We start from the raw sequence: 14,460 nt of genomic DNA, 5'->3' as shown, positions 1-14,460 counted from the left end.
GCGTAGTCGGCGGCTCGGGCCAGCAGGTCTGGCGACAGTGGCACTTCAGGCCTCGCCAGAGTGCCTTCTGAAGCGGCAGCGAGGGTGGTCACCCGACCAGCCTGTCAGCAGGTGCTGACAGAGTCACGCGGCTCGCTGGGTCCTGACGAGCATCACCTTCTCAGACGGCAGGAGCGTTTTGGGCACAGCGACATCTTCCCCGGGGGGCAAGGTCGCGCAAAACGAGTTGTCAACTGAAGTCGCAGCAGTCCCGTCCTCCTAGCATTGCGCCCGTGCCAGGCGACCTCTCACTCTTCGGCGAGGATCCACCAAGTGAGCCCGATCAGCCCATCGTCCCCACTGAGCAGCCTCTCGCCGGCTGGATGGTCGACTCCCTGAGGGAGGCGTTGACCGCCCGCGGCCTCACTGCTACGGCCGAGCGGCAGCAGGCCATCGAGGTCGCCGTAGGACGGCCGGTCGACTCGTTGCGGTCGCTGACCCGCGCTGAGGCGCTGCGCGCACTAGAGCGGCTGGCGTCCACATCTGCGCCGCAGGCGCGATCGACGTCGAGTTGGGACAGCCGCGACGAGGACACCTGGATCGACCGACTCTGACGGGGTCTGGGCGGCTCGCCAGGCGGCCGCGCGGCGGGCACTCACCCCGGGACGAAGAGGCTGACCCTGGTCTGTCACACGGGGGACTGCCCCCGTGTTGAGTTGACTCCTCTGCACACGCCGGCGCTCATGCTGGGGCGCCAGCGGCTGATCGCTGAGACCGAGCGTTACAGCGGCCCTGTCACCGGGCGTCATGGGCCCCGCACCGCGACCCGCCGTTCCATCGCGCGAGACCAAACGGGACGTCCGGAGGGCACACGCCTACGTCCGCGCCCTGCGCGACGCGCGACCGAGCGGCTCGATGGGCCAAGCAGTCAACTAAACCGGTGACGTCCCGCCTTCTTTCCATCGCTGCTCGCTGACCTGGCCGGCGACAGGCCGGAACCTCAGGTCCCCAACTCGGAGGAGTCGTCAACCGGCCGGGTCGCTAGCTTCGTTGGTCTCCGGGTGTGACGCGGAGGGGTGACCGTGAGGGCAAGCTGTCCGTAGCGTCCCCGTCCGTGGGGACTGGGGGAGCGCCGTGGTGGCTCAGCATCGTGACGGCGCTCATCGCGGGCGGCTTCGCGTTGCTGGGCGTGCGCTGGACCCAGCGGCACGGAGCCGAGCAGCGCCGCCTGGACCTGCACGAGAAGCGGCGCGTCGAGCAGCGCGATGCTCTCGTGGACGTGCTGCTCACCGGCCGGGAGTGGTCCCGTGCTACGCGCCGACTGATTGCCGCCGCTCACTTCGCCCGACCCGAAGGGCAAAGACCGGCTCAGACCCTCGTGGACATGTACCGCGAGCTCGCTGCGGCCCATGAGCGGGCGCTGTGGACCGCGCGCGTCGTTGTCAGCGACTCGAACGTCTGGTCCTTGCTGCCGCAGCTGGCTGATCACAACGAAGCCGTGACAAGGGCCATGCTGGACGTGCTAGGTCGGCTCGAGTTCAGCGAGGGGGACGACGCGAATGAGTGGGATCAGAACGCCGGCCTCACCTTGTCCAGGGTGGACGCCAGCTTTGTGCAAATGGAGAAGCTGACCCGCTGGGTGATGGTGGAGGAGCAACCGCCGGAGCGTCGCCGCCGTCACTTCTCGTCGCGTCGCACGACGGATAAGTCCCCTCCACCCCCCTAACCTGCGGTCACGCAGTCCAGGCCGTCATGTGGCAGAGGTGGTGGTCCCGTCTAGCGGACATTGACGGGTCACCCTGCCGCCAGAGTGACCTGGTCGTCCTCGGTTACCACGTACACGTCGATGCGCAGCCGTGCCCGTACCCATGCCGGGACCCGCTGCGCTGAAGTGACCGCCACGTCGGGGACCACCACGGCGTAGCGAACGCCGGGCACGTCTTCGCCCTCCATGCGCCGCAACAGCTGCCCGTACAGGATGTCGAGCGCCGTCCCTGTGTCCGGCCCCGCCCTGCCCTTCACCTCGGCGTAGATCGTCCGCCCGTCCCGCCGGGCCACCACGTCCACCCATTTGACCCCGGTCTGGACGGCCCAGCCGTCAGCCGTCAGGTAGGCGCAGAAGGCCGCCACCACCCGGGCCTCGTCACCCTTCACAGCATCCGTCCCTCGGAGAAGAAGTCACCTGGAAGCAGGCGTAACCTCACCGCCCACGTCCTTGACCAAGCCGTCCGGTCCCACCACCAGCTGCCGCACCCGCAGGACGCCGTGCGCGGGGAAGCGCAGCATCAGGCCGTTCATGTCCGGCTTGCCGTCCCGGCTGGCCAGCCACCGGAGGGTGCCCACCACGCCCTCGTCGTCCAGCGCCACCCACCCGTCGCCGCGCCGCTCCACCCGCAGCTCGTCTCCGATGCGCACCTGTGCCACGCCGGTGGCGATGGGTCGCTTTGAGGCGAACCCGTGCATGGGGGTGTGCCCGCCGCGTACAGGTTCACGGCCAGCGATCCGGTCTCGCCCACCAACCGGTACCCGGTATTGGAACGAACCGAGATCACCGGGCACGTGACGGGGTCCTGACGCGCGCTGGTCATGGGGGCAGTGTCTCCCGCCTCGGTGGTCGGGCAGCCGTCAGGTGGTCAGCTCCAAGTACGTGCTCCGCAGGCGGCGCAAAATGCCCATCAACACGACGACCAGATGCGCGGCCAGCCACGTCAGGGGGACCGCCCACCACAGCGAGAGCCCCGGGTCGGGCTGGCCTTCGGGGGCCTGCGGCGCTGTCGCTGCGGCGACGACGAGGCCAGCCACCAGGCACAGCGACAGGGCGGACGAGTACGTGAGGTTCGCCCGCAGGTCATCGACCATCGTCACCACGGGGTCCGTGGTCCTCCAGCGGGGGTCGTTCCTGATCTGGATGCCCTGCTGCCACACCAGGATGAGCAGAGCGAAGAGGAGCGCGGTCAGCGCCGCCAGCCCGGCGATGAGTTCAGCCACGGCCTGCGGCCGGACGCCGAATATCCACACCAGCGCGGCCGGGACGGCGGGGGTCGCATACTCCCGTGCTGCGGCCCGCAGCCGGTCACGGCGTCCGGCGCTGCCCGATTGCATGCTGTACGTCTCGATGTGGTCAGCGAGGATCTTCTGCGCCGTGCCGCCCCGCCAGTGTGGCACCGCGCGGCGATCGGCTGCGACCGTCCTTAAGTTGCCATGCTGGGTCCCAGGTCCGTCAGCGCCTTGTGGATGCACTCAAGCAGGTCGGTGCCCTGGCCGTCCATGTCGCTGAGGCGGTGCAGGCGACGGGGCCGGTGGGGCGTGTTCGCCCGCAGCAGGTAGACGAGGTACGCACCACGTCGGCGTGAAGCCATGCGAGGGTCCCTTCCGGGTCGGTGTCGTAACGGTATCGGCCCGGGGACTGCCCGTTACCGTGCGGCCACGCAAGTGGACCCGTTCCCACGGTCGCTGGCCGCCACGCACCGTCACCCACGACTGCCCGCACAGTTCTCGCTGTTCAGCTGTCTCTACGCGTCCCCCCTGTGCGAGAAGTGGATGGTGATGCCTTTCGTCCGTGACGCCTCGACCCCGGGGCATCCGGTCCGCGCCTGGTCGGAGAGGTCGGATAGACGTGTCCTGACCGTCGTATTGACCTAGCCCCCGCTTCCTGCTCACCTTGATGAGTTGGTCAGAGAAGCTGCGGGCGGGGCTCAGGGGCCCTATTCCTGTTGCGAACGGACGTGTCGCCTCGTTACCTCACGTCACGTCGTTCCGAGAGGTTCCTGGCCCCTGCACCCATCGACCGATACGGTCCAGGTTCGCACGGGGGACAGGGGCACACGGCATGGCAGGTAGCAGGAGTGCGCGCGTCTGGCGCGGCGTGGGCATCGCGGCCGGGGGCTTCGCCCTGTTGCTGGTGATCGCTGGTTTCGCTTCGAGTGGGTGGGCCGGCGGAGTCGTCATGATCGGGCTCATCGGCTTGATCGTGGGGCTGGTGGCGGTGGCCCGCGGCCGCCTGCCGGGTATCGGCAGTCGGAAGGTTGCTGGTGGCGTCGCCGCGGCCGCCGTCGGACTGATGATCGTGGGCACCGTGGCATCGCCACCCACACCGACGGACACGACCAGCGCGGCGTCAGAGGCCGCCCGTGAGACCGCAGACCGCGAAGCGGAGGCGCGCGAACGCGCAGCCGACCAGAAGGCCGAGGCCGAACGCGCGGAGGCGGAAGCGGCCGAGGAAGCCGAGATTCGAGCCGCGGAAGAGTCACTGGTCGCTGCCGAGGAACGGGTAGTCCCCGAAGGCAGCGGCGAGCCTGGTCAGCTGCCCGACCAGGCAGTCGAACAGGCCGTCGCCGGAGCCGGCCAGACGACCGCACTGGCCGCCCTGGCCGCCATCGAGGTGAAGGGACGTGCGCCGCGCACGGGCTACGACCGTGACCTGTTCGGCTCCGGATGGGTCGACACCGACCGCAACGGCTGCGACACCCGCAACGACATCCTGAAGCGGGACCTGACCGCCGAGACGTTCAAGCCCGGAACACAGAACTGTGTGGTCCTGACCGGCACCCTGGCCGACCCGTACTCGCCGAAGACCATCGCGTTTCAGCGCGGGCAGACCACCAGTGACGACGTGCAGATCGACCATGTGGTGGCGCTGTCGGACGCCTGGCAGAAGGGCGCCCAGCAGCTGCCGGAGGACCGGCGTCGGGCGTTCGCCAACGATCCGCTGAACCTGCTGGCCGTCGACGGGCCGCTGAACATGCAGAAGGGCGACGGGGACGCCGCCACCTGGCTGCCCCCGAACAAGTCCTACCGCTGCGCCTACGTTGCCCGGCAGGTGGCCGTGAAGGCGACCTATGACCTGTGGATGACCCAGGCGGAGAGGAACGCGATCGCCACGGTGCTGTCGGCCTGCCCGAACGAGCCGCTGCCGGCTGGTGTGGTGGTGGATGTGCCGGAGCGGCAGTCGCCAACCCCGCCCCCTCCGGTGGCCCAGCCTGCGCCGCGGGACCAGCCGCCGGTGGTGGTCGTCCCACCGCGCCCCGCTCCTCGTGCGGTGCCCGCGCCGCCGCCTGCGCCCAGGCCGGCACCCCTTCCGCCGCCACCTGTCACGAGGCCCGCGCCCCTCCCTCCGCCGCCGCCACCCCCGCCACCGCCGCCGGTGTCGGTCGGGAATCCTGGGGACACCATGAACTGCAGCGATTTCTCCACCCGAGCCCAAGCTCAGGCCTGGTTCGACCGGTACTTCCCCGCCTACGGAGACGTCGCCGGACTCGATGGCAACGACAGAGACGGTCTCGCCTGCGAGAGCCTTCCGTAACGCCGGAAGCGACAACTGCCCCACCGCCCATGACGGAAGGTGGGGCGGTTGCTTTCGGTGGCGCGGCGGCCGGCGGTCAGGGGTAGCTGACGACCTCGGCCGGCTCTCTGCGGTCGGTGCGCCGGTGGAACTCGTCGGTGGGCAGCACCTCGAGCGCGTAGACCTCGTGCCCGGTGGCCAGAACGACGGACAGCGCCGTGACCGTCGCCAGCCGGATCGAATCGGCCGGCACGGTGAAGATCAGCTCGACGCGGCCGCCATGCACCGCCCGGGCAACGACACCGCGATGGTCGGCGACGACGTCCATCAGGACGTCCACGGCCACCTCGTCGAAGTCGTGGGAGTCGAGCTCGACCCGCGCGTTGTAGTCCATGCGTGCGCTCCGAAGCCTGTGTGGCCGCGAGGCAGGTGACCTCGCCGACGGCGTCAGAATGTCAGGTTCGATGGGTCTGGCGCGCAGATATCCACATGGTCGAGCAGCAGTGACAAAACGGGCGCCGCCCACCCCGCTGCATTGCCGGCGGGCGTATCTACCCGGGCTGGCTGCCCCGACCACGGCCCGCAGATCCCGGGCGACCTGTCCAAGCCCTGGAGAGCGATAAGAAGACGTTCTCTCACCGGACGAGTGGTCCTGCCGGGACGTGAACGAGGAGCCGACCGCCCAGATCATGGCCGATCGCACCGCGCGCACCCTCGCGAAGCTCAAGGACGGCTCGGGCGCGTACCTGCCGCCCCCGGTTACCTCGACGGCGTCCGCCGGCTCACGACGTCGCAGGTCGGTACGGCGTTCACGACCGGGACGAGCAACGACACCAGCGACGTATTCACCGGCGACTTCCGGCAGCTGATCCTCGGCGTCCGGACGGCGCTCCAGGTGACCGTGCTCCAGGAGCGCTACATGGTCGAGTCGGGCTCTTTCGGCCTGGTCGGTTGGTCGACGTGTGATCTCGCCGTCGCCCGGTCCAAGGCGTTCGACATCGTCCGGGGCGTCCGCGCCTGACGGTGACCCACTAGACCTCGATCCCCGGCCGCCGTCCTCGTCGCGGAGCTGCTGCGGCGGACCGGGGGTCGAGCCCCACCGAGCCAGTACTTACGGCGACGCCGTCCCGGCCGTCGCTGGATCGTTAGCGGGCGAAAATCGCCCCCGGGCGAAACCATCAGCAGGGGCGGGCAGTATGTCGAACGTGCCCCCCGTTCAGCTCGTCCTCCGCGATCGCGGGGACGGGTCTGAGCAGCTCGACGCCGTGGAGAACCCGCTGGCCAAGGGGCCAGACGAGCTGGAGTCGGACGACGCCTCCCTGCACGTGCCGCGCCTCGGCACCGATGCGTTCGTGCGACTGGTCGCCGCACTGAGCGATCGGGGCTTCAGGGTCGAGCGGTTCGAGTTCCGTGACCGGCGGATGCACCCGGTGGAGGGCGAGGAAGCCGACGAGGTGTCGGCGAAACTCCGGGAGCTGATCAGCGACGGCGACGTCTCCGGCGCGCTCCGCTACCTCAACCGGGAGGCAGAGGACATCTACATCGTCGCGATCACCGTCAGCGAGCCGAGTCGCCGTCGCTTCCGCCTGGGGCGCTTCGGCTCCATCACCGGGAACAACTCGTCGCCTGACGAGCTGATCTCCGCGCTCCGCGTCGCCTGGTCCAAGGTGCGGCTGGGTTGATCTCCGAGGCTGTCAAGTCCGGGTCCTGGGACGTCGCCCGGATCATCGCGACGATTTGGGTCAAGAGCGAGATCGATCCACTGTTCGAGCCCTTGGAAGGGCTCGCGTGGAAGATCGTGCCGGACGTCATCTCCCTGCTGCTCAGCGCGGTGCTCGTCGTCTTCCTGGGCAACCGGCTGCTGCTGCTCCCCAGGGTGACGTTCACCTGGTCCGACGAGAACAAGCTGCCGGTGCCCAACGGCACCCATGGGTTCGCGCACCCCCCGGCCGAGCGTCCGTTCCAGGTGCTGGTCGAGTGGGACGGCCGCTCGGTGCTGGCCTCGGCGGTGCGGGCGATCCTCAAATCGGGCAGTCCGGCGGCGCGCCTGGAGCTGGGCAGCCAGTTCCTCGACGTCGTCCACGAGAAGTCGCCCCCAGCCGACCTCGCTCAGGTGCGGGGCGTCCGGCGCGGGCTGGAGTTCGACCTCGACCTCACCGACCAGGCGCCGGCCAACTGGTCGGACTGCGTGGTGCGAGTGGTCCGCGCTCCAAACTCCGCGACGGTGCCGGTGGTCTACCGTGTGGTCGCTCGGGGTCGGTTCCGGAACTTCGTCGCCCGTCTGGTACGCAAGGTGCCCAACCTCACGAAGTTCCAGCTGGACAGGACGAACTGATGCCCCCCGTAACCCGTGGCCGACTCCTGGTCACGCCGGCCACGCTGAACACCAAGGCGTCCCTCTCGCAGCTCGCCGCCGCGATGAACGAGGACCGCCTGCCGCGGGGGTCGGTGCTCAACTCGGGTTGGGGCGCGCTGACCGACGACGAGACGCGAGTCGGGCTCACGGGTCCGGTGCCGTTCCGTGGCGGCGAGGCGATCGTCGTCGCGGAGGACGGAGAAGTGCCGGAGCACGTCCGCGGCCGCCTGTACTGGCGGCAGACGAGCCCGGCAGCCATCAAGTTTTACGGCAAGGGGGCGGACCAGGAGCAGCTCCTGGAGCTGCGCGCCGCCGACATCTTCATCAGCAGGACGGGGGAGGACGGCAAGCTACTCGTCCTGATGACGCTCAAGGACGCCGTCTCCGTCAAGCGTCAGGTGACTCCGTACCTGACCGAGACGGTGCGAACGGTTGACCCAGCAGCGACGCTGCTCACCTCGGACACGGTGCTCACCATGGGGGATGGCGACTTCTTCCGCTGGCTGCTCTGGCGCACGTACAACAAGCCGGAGCTGAGTGACACCCTGACGATCCTGGAACTGATCAACCTCCACTGCCAGGACCAGGTCTTCCGTACGGCGGCGCTCTCCGGCGGCATCGACATGGACCGCATGGAGTTGCTGACGTTGATCATGCGGGACGCCGTGGGCTTCGGGCCGGCCACCTTCACGCTCTCGGACACCGTCGTCGGCCTGGACGCCCAGATCCAGCTCTGGGCCGACGGCAGCTTCGCCTGCACCCTCGGGGAAACGGGCTACGACGAGCCCTCGCCCCGGGCGGAGAAGGGCATCCGGGTCACCCTCGACCTCGCGCACGAGGTACTCCCGGAGCTGCGCCGCGCCTACAACGCCGACAACGACTGGCGGACGACCCATCGGGCGCAGTCCATCCAGGAGGCCGGGGCGGCGCTACTGGCTGCCCACACCCTCTGGCTGAGTCAGTTCCCGACGCGGCCCTAACGCGGTGAACGGCGCGGGATGATCCGGTGGTGACGATCCCGCCGACGCCCGTCCTGCTCTCCGCCGCCGACGCCGCGACCTACGCCGTGGTCCGTCCGGCGACGCTCCGGATCTGGCGACACCGCTACCGGATGGAGCCCCGTTGGAGCCCGGACGAGGCGTCGCTCTACTCCCTCGACGAGCTGGCGGCGGTCCTCGCCCGGCGGGCGGACAGCTCGGTCGACTAGGGCTTTCTGTCAGTGCCTCGGCCTACGGTGCCAGCTATGCCCATGCCTACGCAGTCCGGTCCGCTCTCCCCCGACGACGCCCGTGAGCGCACGGTCGCCTGGATCCTCAAGCAGGGGGCGGGCCACATGACCTGCACCCTCTGCAAGCGCGACGAGTTCACCGTGACCGAGCCGCTCGCGCTCGCCGAGGTCGGCCCCGACGGGGTGAACACCACGGAGCGTGGGATGAAGTTCATCCCCGTGGTCTGCGACCACTGCGGGAACACGCTGCTCATCAGCGCCCATGTCGCCGGGCTCTAGTCGCACCTGCGTATGAGCCGGGGGGGGGCTGCCCAGACTTCGGTTAACACTTGCGGTCAAGACGCCGCTGCTCAGCTGCGACCGGGCGTCCATCCCGGTGAGGGAGCAGGTGGTCATGCCTTCGTCCGTGACGCCTTGACCCGGGGGTACGGGCGGCTCACGCCCGGCCGGCTGAGGTTCGCTTTAGACGTGTCCTAACCGTCATATTGACCTGGCGCTCGCCGTCGCGGTCCTCGCGGCCGCCGGCACCGTGCCCGGCGAGGCGATCGACCAGCTGGTGCTGCTGGGTGAACTCGGCCTCGACGGCGCCGTCCGGCCGATCCGCGGGGTCCTGCCGTCGGTGCTGGCCGCGGCCCGGGCCGGTCACCCGCAGGTCGTCGTCCCGGCCGCCAACGCCGACGAGGCCGCGCTGGTGGAGGGCATCGAGGTCTTGGCCGTCCGGTCGCTGGAGGAGGTGGTGGCGCACCTCGCCGGCCGCCGCGTGCTCGCGCGGCACGAGCGTGCAGCCGTGCCCGCCCCGGCGCCGGCCGCCGACCTGGGTGACGTGGTCGGGCAGTCCGTGGGGCGCCGCGCGGTCGAGATCGCCGCCGCCGGCGGGCACCACCTGTTCCTCGCCGGGCCACCCGGTGCCGGGAAGACGATGCTCGCCGAGCGCCTGCCGGGGCTGCTGCCGCCGCTGGACGAGCAGGCGGCGCTGGAGGTCACCGCCATCCACTCGATCGCCGGGACGCTGCCGTCCGACGCACCGCTGCTCACCCGCCCGCCCTTCGAGGCGCCGCACCACTCCGCGACCATGGCGGCGCTGGTCGGCGGCGGCTCGGGCCAGATCCGGCCCGGTGCGCTGTGCCGGGCCCACCGCGGCGTCCTCTTCCTCGACGAGACCCCCGAGTTCCCCCGGGCGGTGCTCGACACGCTCCGCCAGCCCCTGGAGCGGGGCGAGGTCACCATCTCGCGGGCCTCCGGGTCGGCGACGTTCCCCTGCCGCGCGCAGCTCGTCCTCGCCGCCAACCCCTGTCCCTGCGCCAGCGCGGCCGGTGACGCCGCCTGCACCTGCAGCCCGCTGGAGCGGCGCCGCTACCGGTCCCGGCTGTCGGGTCCGCTGCTGGACCGCATCGACCTGCGCGTGGAGCTGCCGCCGGTCACGCGCGCCGCCTGGCTGGACGGGCTGGGGGAGCCGGAGTCGACCGCCGTCGTCGCCGGACGGGTGCGGCGGGCACGGGCGGTCGCCGCGCAGCGGCTGGCCGGCACCGGGCTGACGCTCAACAGCCAGGTGCCCGGCCGCCTGCTGCGCGGGCGCTTCGCCCCACCCCGGGCGTCGCTGGCGCTGGCCGAACGGGCACTGGAGCGGGGCGCCCTGTCGGTCCGCGGCTTCGACCGCGTGCAACGCGTCGCGTGGACGCTGGCCGACCTCGCCGGCCGCACCGTCCCGGGTGCCGACGAGATCGCCGAGGCCCTCGGCATGCGGCTGCAGAGGGTGGCGGCATGACCACGCTGGACGAGGACCTCGAGGACGCCGCCGCTGCGTCCGGCGGGCCGGTGCACCCGGGTCTGCGTCGGGCCCGTGCCTGGCTGAGCCGCGCCGTGGAGCCGGGCACCGTGGACCTCTGGCGCTACGTCGACGACCACGGCCCGGTCGAGGCCGTGCGGCGGTTGCGCGACGGCCGGGCCCCCGACACGGTGCGGTCGCTGATCGGGGCGCGGGCGGAGCAGGACGGCACCCTCGCCGACCTGCAGCGGGCGGAGCGCTGCGCGGCGCGGCTGGTGATCCCCGAGGACGACGAGTGGCCACACCTGCCGCTGCACGCGCTGACCCTCGCGGTCGCCGCGGAACCGGACGAGCGGCGGCACCAGACCGAGCGCACGAAGGCGCTGGTGCCACCGCTGGCGTTGTGGCTGCGCGGGCCGGGCCGGCTCGACGAGCTCGTCGACCGGTCGGTGGCCGTCGTCGGCTCCCGCGCCTCGACCGCCTACGGGGAGCACGTCGCGGCCGAGCTCGGGCACCAGCTGGGGGAGCGGGGTTGGACGGTCGTGTCCGGCGGCGCCTACGGCATCGACGCCGCCGCGCACCGCGGGGCCCTGGCGGCCGAGGCGCCGACGGTGGCGGTGCTCTCCTGCGGGGTGGACCGCCCCTACCCGGCGGCGCACGGTGCGCTGTTCGCGCGCATCGCCGAGACGGGCCTGCTGGTCAGCGAGTGGCCACCGGGCTCCGCGCCGCTGCGGCACCGATTCCTCGTCCGCAACCGCCTGATCGCCGCCCTCACGCGGGGCACGGTCGTGGTCGAGGCCGCCGCACGGTCGGGTGCCCAGGCAACGGCCCGTCGGGCCCGCGACCTCGGGCGGTCCCTGCTCGTCGTCCCGGGACCGGTGACCAGCGCCATGAGCGTGGGATGCCACGAATTGCTGCGCGAGGGAGAGCTCGGAGCTCAACTGGTCGCATCGGCGGCGCACGTCATCCAGGCGGTCGGGAGCTTCGGCGACGACCTCGCCGAGCCCGCGTCCAAGCCCGCCACCGCGCGGGACGGGCTCTCCGACCTCGCCGCCCGGGTGCTCGACGCCTGCCCGGTGCGGAGCGGGGTGAGCCCCGAGCGGCTGGCGGCGGTGGCCGGCTGTGACGTGCTCGAGGTGCTGCGCGTCCTGCCGGCCCTCGAACTCGCCGATCTGGTGCAGTGGACCGGCACCGGGTGGCGGCTCGCGCCGCCGCCGAAGGTCCGGGCCGGCGGCGGCTCCGGCGCGGCACCTTGACCGCCCGCCCGCGCCGACGGACGGTTCCCCCGTGGGCACCGGGACGGCAGACGCGCGCGCCGCCCTCCCGCCTGCGCTGACCGAGGTGCTGGCCGGCTACGAGGAGCACCTGCGCAGCCAGCGGGATCTCTCCGAGCACACCGTCCGCGCGTACGTCACCGACGTCGTCGGACTGCTGGACCACCTGGCCCGCCGCGGCGGCGAGCAGCCCGACCACCTCGACCTGGCCGCGCTCCGCAGCTGGCTCGCGCAGGGCCGCACCACGGGGCACAGCCGGGCCACGACCGCCCGGCACGCCGCCGCGGCCCGCTCGTTCACCCGGTGGCTGCACCGCGCCGGGCACGCGACCGAGGACGTCGGCCTCCGGCTGGTCAGCCCGCGGGCCCACCGCACGCTGCCCGACGTGCTCGCGCCCGACCAGGCCCGGGCCGTCGTCGAGTCCGCCGCCGGCGCCGAGGAGCCGATCGGCCTGCGCGACGCCGTCGTCCTCGAGCTGCTCTACGCCAGCGGCATCCGCGTCAGCGAGCTCGTCGGCCTCGACGTCGACGACGTCGACCGCGGGCGGCGGGTGCTCCGCGTGCTCGGCAAGGGCCGCAAGGAGCGCACCGTCCCCTACGGGCTCCCGGCCGAGAAGGCCCTCGACGCCTGGCTGACGCGCGGCCGCCCGGCCTTGGCGGCAGCCGACTCGGGCCCGGCGCTGCTGCTCGGCGCGCGCGGGCGCCGGCTGGACGCCCGCGAGGCCCGCCGCACCGTGCACGCCGCCGTCGCGGCCGCTCCCGGGGCCCCGGACATCGGTCCGCACGGGCTGCGTCACTCCGCGGCGACCCACGTCCTGGAGGGCGGCGCGGACCTCCGGTCCGTCCAGGAGCTGCTCGGCCACGCTAGCCTCGCGACGACGCAGATCTACACGCACGTGACCGTCGAGCGACTCCGTGCCGTCCACGCCCAAGCCCATCCACGGGCCTGAACGGACGGCGGGGTACGGATGCGTCAGGCGGCAGCCACCACCAGGCAGGACAACGGGGCGCGAGCCCGCAGCGCGAGCGAGGAGGGCCACCGTGCCTGAGGCAACGATCCACCGGCTCGACGACGCGGCCGAGGACACCGACGCCTTCGTCTCGCAGCTGTGGGCCCAGTACGTGGCCGACCGGTCCCCGGCCCTGCGCGACCGGCTGATCCTGCACTACGCCCCGCTGGTCAAGTACGTCGCCGGCCGGGTGGGCAGCGGCCTCCCGGGACACGTCGAGCAGGCCGATCTGGTCTCCTACGGCACGTTCGGCCTCATCGACGCCATCACCCGCTACGAGCCGACCCGCGAGGTCAAGTTCGAGAGCTATGCGATGGCCCGCATCCGCGGCGCGATCATCGACGAGCTGCGCAACACCGACTGGATCCCGCGGTCGGTGCGCATGAAGGCCCGCCAGTTCGAGCGCACCGTCGCCGAGCTCGAGGCCAAGCTGCACCGGACGCCGACCGACGACGAGGTCGCCGACGCCATGGACATGGACGTCGAGGACATCCGCAAGTTCCTCGGCCAGCTGTCGCTGGTCAACGTGGTCGCCCTCGACGAGCTGCTCACCGACGACGACGGCGGCTCGCCGCGTCTCGGCGACACCCTGCAGGACACCCGCGCCCTCGACCCGCAGGCGATGGCGGAGAACGGTGAGGCCCGCCAGCTGCTGGCCCGCGCGGTCGAGCAGCTGCCCGAGCGGGAGAAGGTCGTCGTCTCCCTCTACTACTTCGAAGGCCTCACCCTCGCCGACATCGGCCGCGTGCTCGGGGTGACCGAGAGCCGCATCTGCCAGCTGCACACCAAGGCCGTGCTCCACCTGCGCACCAAGCTCGCCGACATCGCCTGAGCCCCCGCAGCGGCAGCAGGCGCACCCGCGGTACCGCGAGCAGCTGCAGCGGGTCCAGGTAGACCTCGCCGCGGCGCAGCCCCCAGTGCAGGCAGGCGTCGGCGGGGCAGCCGGCGTGACCGGGGGAGAGCGTGCCGATCCGGGAGCCCCGGGTCACGCGCTGGCCGGCGCCGACCGACGCGTCGACAGGTTCGTACGTCGTCCGCAGGCCGCCGGCGTGGTCGATGCTGACCACGGGCCGGCCGGCCACCATCCCGGCGAACGCGACCACGCCGTCGCCCGCCGCCAGCACCGGCGCCCCGGGCGCACCCCCGAGGTCGGCGCCCCGGTGTCCGGGGCCGTAGGCGTGCGCCGGTGGCTCGAACGGCCGGGTCACCGGCGGCTCCCCGCCCAGCGGTGCCGTCCAGGCGCCGACCGGCGGGCCGGTCGCGTCCGGGGCGAGCGGACCAGCCGTGGACGGGGCGGGTGCCAGGGCCGCGACGGCGAGGGCCGTCAGCACGACGGCGAGCCCTGAGCGCATGGCTCCAGCGTGGGCCGCCGCGGCCCCCGCGGAACCGCCTCGCGCACGGCTGTGGACGGTCCCGGCGGCGGGGGAGGAGCTCTCGGGAGGTCGCGTATGCTGTCCGGTGCGACCCGTCCGACGGGTCGACTTCGCGTGTCCTCTTCCCGCCGATCGGCGGGGCAGCTGCCACCTCGGTCCTGGCCCGCAAGGGCTGGGGGAGTGGTGCTGCAGGAC

The 14,460-nt window shown here is 72.0% G+C and carries 18 protein-coding genes; 13 read left to right on the top strand and 5 right to left on the bottom strand.

Annotated elements, in window-relative coordinates; genetic code table 11:
- Positions 1-272 precede the first annotated feature (272 nt).
- Together CRP29_RS05960 and CRP29_RS05955 are read left to right on the top strand one after the other, a co-directional pair.
- Positions 273-593 (top strand): hypothetical protein, encoded by a 321-nt coding sequence (locus CRP29_RS05960; RefSeq protein WP_097194190.1) that lies wholly within the window; start codon positions 273-275, stop codon positions 591-593.
- Between the two features lie 536 nt (positions 594-1,129).
- Positions 1,130-1,705, top strand: a complete 576-nt coding sequence (locus tag CRP29_RS05955; protein WP_097194189.1) for a hypothetical protein — start codon at positions 1,130-1,132, stop codon at positions 1,703-1,705.
- Positions 1,706-1,773: 68 nt separating this feature from the next.
- Here CRP29_RS05955 and CRP29_RS05950 read toward each other — a convergent pair whose 3' ends face one another.
- From CRP29_RS05950 to CRP29_RS05940, 3 genes are all read right to left on the bottom strand, one after another.
- Positions 1,774-2,133 (bottom strand): hypothetical protein, encoded by a 360-nt coding sequence (locus CRP29_RS05950; RefSeq protein ID WP_097194188.1) that lies wholly within the window; start codon positions 2,131-2,133, stop codon positions 1,774-1,776.
- Between the two features lie 24 nt (positions 2,134-2,157).
- Positions 2,158-2,394, bottom strand: coding sequence for a hypothetical protein (locus tag CRP29_RS05945; protein WP_141437070.1), 237 nt, complete (start codon positions 2,392-2,394; stop codon positions 2,158-2,160).
- A 210-nt stretch (positions 2,395-2,604) separates the two neighbouring features.
- Positions 2,605-3,144 carry a hypothetical protein gene (locus CRP29_RS05940; protein WP_097194186.1) on the bottom strand — a complete coding sequence of 180 codons (540 nt, stop codon included), beginning with the start codon at positions 3,142-3,144 and terminating at the stop codon, positions 2,605-2,607.
- Between the two features lie 781 nt (positions 3,145-3,925).
- On the opposite strand from CRP29_RS05940, the gene CRP29_RS05935 reads away from it, so the two are divergent.
- Positions 3,926-5,281, top strand: coding sequence for an HNH endonuclease family protein (locus tag CRP29_RS05935; protein WP_245852533.1), 1,356 nt, complete (start codon positions 3,926-3,928; stop codon positions 5,279-5,281).
- A gap of 76 nt (positions 5,282-5,357) precedes the next feature.
- Here the strand turns inward: CRP29_RS05935 and CRP29_RS05930 are convergent, their stop codons facing one another.
- Positions 5,358-5,654, bottom strand: coding sequence for a hypothetical protein (locus CRP29_RS05930; protein WP_097194185.1), 297 nt, complete (start codon positions 5,652-5,654; stop codon positions 5,358-5,360).
- A 252-nt stretch (positions 5,655-5,906) separates the two neighbouring features.
- On the opposite strand from CRP29_RS05930, the gene CRP29_RS05925 reads away from it, so the two are divergent.
- The 10 genes from CRP29_RS05925 to whiG all read left to right on the top strand — a co-directional run bounded on the left by CRP29_RS05925 (position 5,907) and on the right by whiG (position 13,724).
- A complete protein-coding gene (locus tag CRP29_RS05925; protein ID WP_097194184.1) occupies positions 5,907-6,281 on the top strand; it encodes a phage major capsid family protein in 375 nt (124 codons plus the stop codon).
- Positions 6,282-6,465: 184 nt separating this feature from the next.
- Positions 6,466-6,942, top strand: a complete 477-nt coding sequence (locus CRP29_RS05920) for a hypothetical protein (RefSeq protein ID WP_141437068.1) — start codon at positions 6,466-6,468, stop codon at positions 6,940-6,942.
- The gene (locus tag CRP29_RS05915) at positions 6,939-7,595 is read left to right on the top strand and encodes a hypothetical protein (protein WP_097194182.1); all 657 of its coding nucleotides are present in this window, start codon (positions 6,939-6,941) and stop codon (positions 7,593-7,595) included. The genes CRP29_RS05920 and CRP29_RS05915 overlap by 4 nt, the downstream gene beginning before the upstream one ends.
- Positions 7,595-8,596 (top strand): hypothetical protein, encoded by a 1,002-nt coding sequence (locus tag CRP29_RS05910; protein WP_097194181.1) that lies wholly within the window; start codon positions 7,595-7,597, stop codon positions 8,594-8,596. The genes CRP29_RS05915 and CRP29_RS05910 overlap by 1 nt, the downstream gene beginning before the upstream one ends.
- A gap of 29 nt (positions 8,597-8,625) precedes the next feature.
- Positions 8,626-8,823: a hypothetical protein gene (locus CRP29_RS05905; RefSeq protein WP_097194180.1), complete on the top strand. Its 198-nt coding sequence runs from the start codon at positions 8,626-8,628 to the stop codon at positions 8,821-8,823.
- A gap of 36 nt (positions 8,824-8,859) precedes the next feature.
- Positions 8,860-9,123 (top strand): hypothetical protein, encoded by a 264-nt coding sequence (locus CRP29_RS05900; protein WP_097194179.1) that lies wholly within the window; start codon positions 8,860-8,862, stop codon positions 9,121-9,123.
- A gap of 205 nt (positions 9,124-9,328) precedes the next feature.
- Positions 9,329-10,609 (top strand): YifB family Mg chelatase-like AAA ATPase, encoded by a 1,281-nt coding sequence (locus CRP29_RS05895; RefSeq protein WP_342745220.1) that lies wholly within the window; start codon positions 9,329-9,331, stop codon positions 10,607-10,609.
- Positions 10,606-11,865 carry a DNA-processing protein DprA gene (gene dprA / locus CRP29_RS05890; RefSeq protein ID WP_097194178.1) on the top strand — a complete coding sequence of 420 codons (1,260 nt, stop codon included), beginning with the start codon at positions 10,606-10,608 and terminating at the stop codon, positions 11,863-11,865. The genes CRP29_RS05895 and dprA overlap by 4 nt, the downstream gene beginning before the upstream one ends.
- 31 nt (positions 11,866-11,896) lie before the next feature.
- Positions 11,897-12,832, top strand: a complete 936-nt coding sequence (locus tag CRP29_RS05885; protein ID WP_097194177.1) for a tyrosine recombinase XerC — start codon at positions 11,897-11,899, stop codon at positions 12,830-12,832.
- Positions 12,833-12,923: 91 nt separating this feature from the next.
- The gene (whiG, locus tag CRP29_RS05880) at positions 12,924-13,724 is read left to right on the top strand and encodes an RNA polymerase sigma factor WhiG (protein ID WP_097194176.1); all 801 of its coding nucleotides are present in this window, start codon (positions 12,924-12,926) and stop codon (positions 13,722-13,724) included.
- Here whiG and CRP29_RS05875 read toward each other — a convergent pair.
- Positions 13,615-14,244, bottom strand: a complete 630-nt coding sequence (locus CRP29_RS05875; RefSeq protein ID WP_097194175.1) for a M23 family metallopeptidase — start codon at positions 14,242-14,244, stop codon at positions 13,615-13,617. The genes whiG and CRP29_RS05875 overlap by 110 nt on opposite strands.
- Positions 14,245-14,460 lie beyond the last annotated feature (216 nt).

Source organism: Blastococcus aggregatus, from assembly GCF_900221005.1.
GTDB lineage: Bacteria > Actinomycetota > Actinomycetes > Mycobacteriales > Geodermatophilaceae > Blastococcus > Blastococcus aggregatus.
Note: the sequence above shows the minus strand (reverse complement) of the source record. Positions and strands in the feature narration are given on the sequence as shown.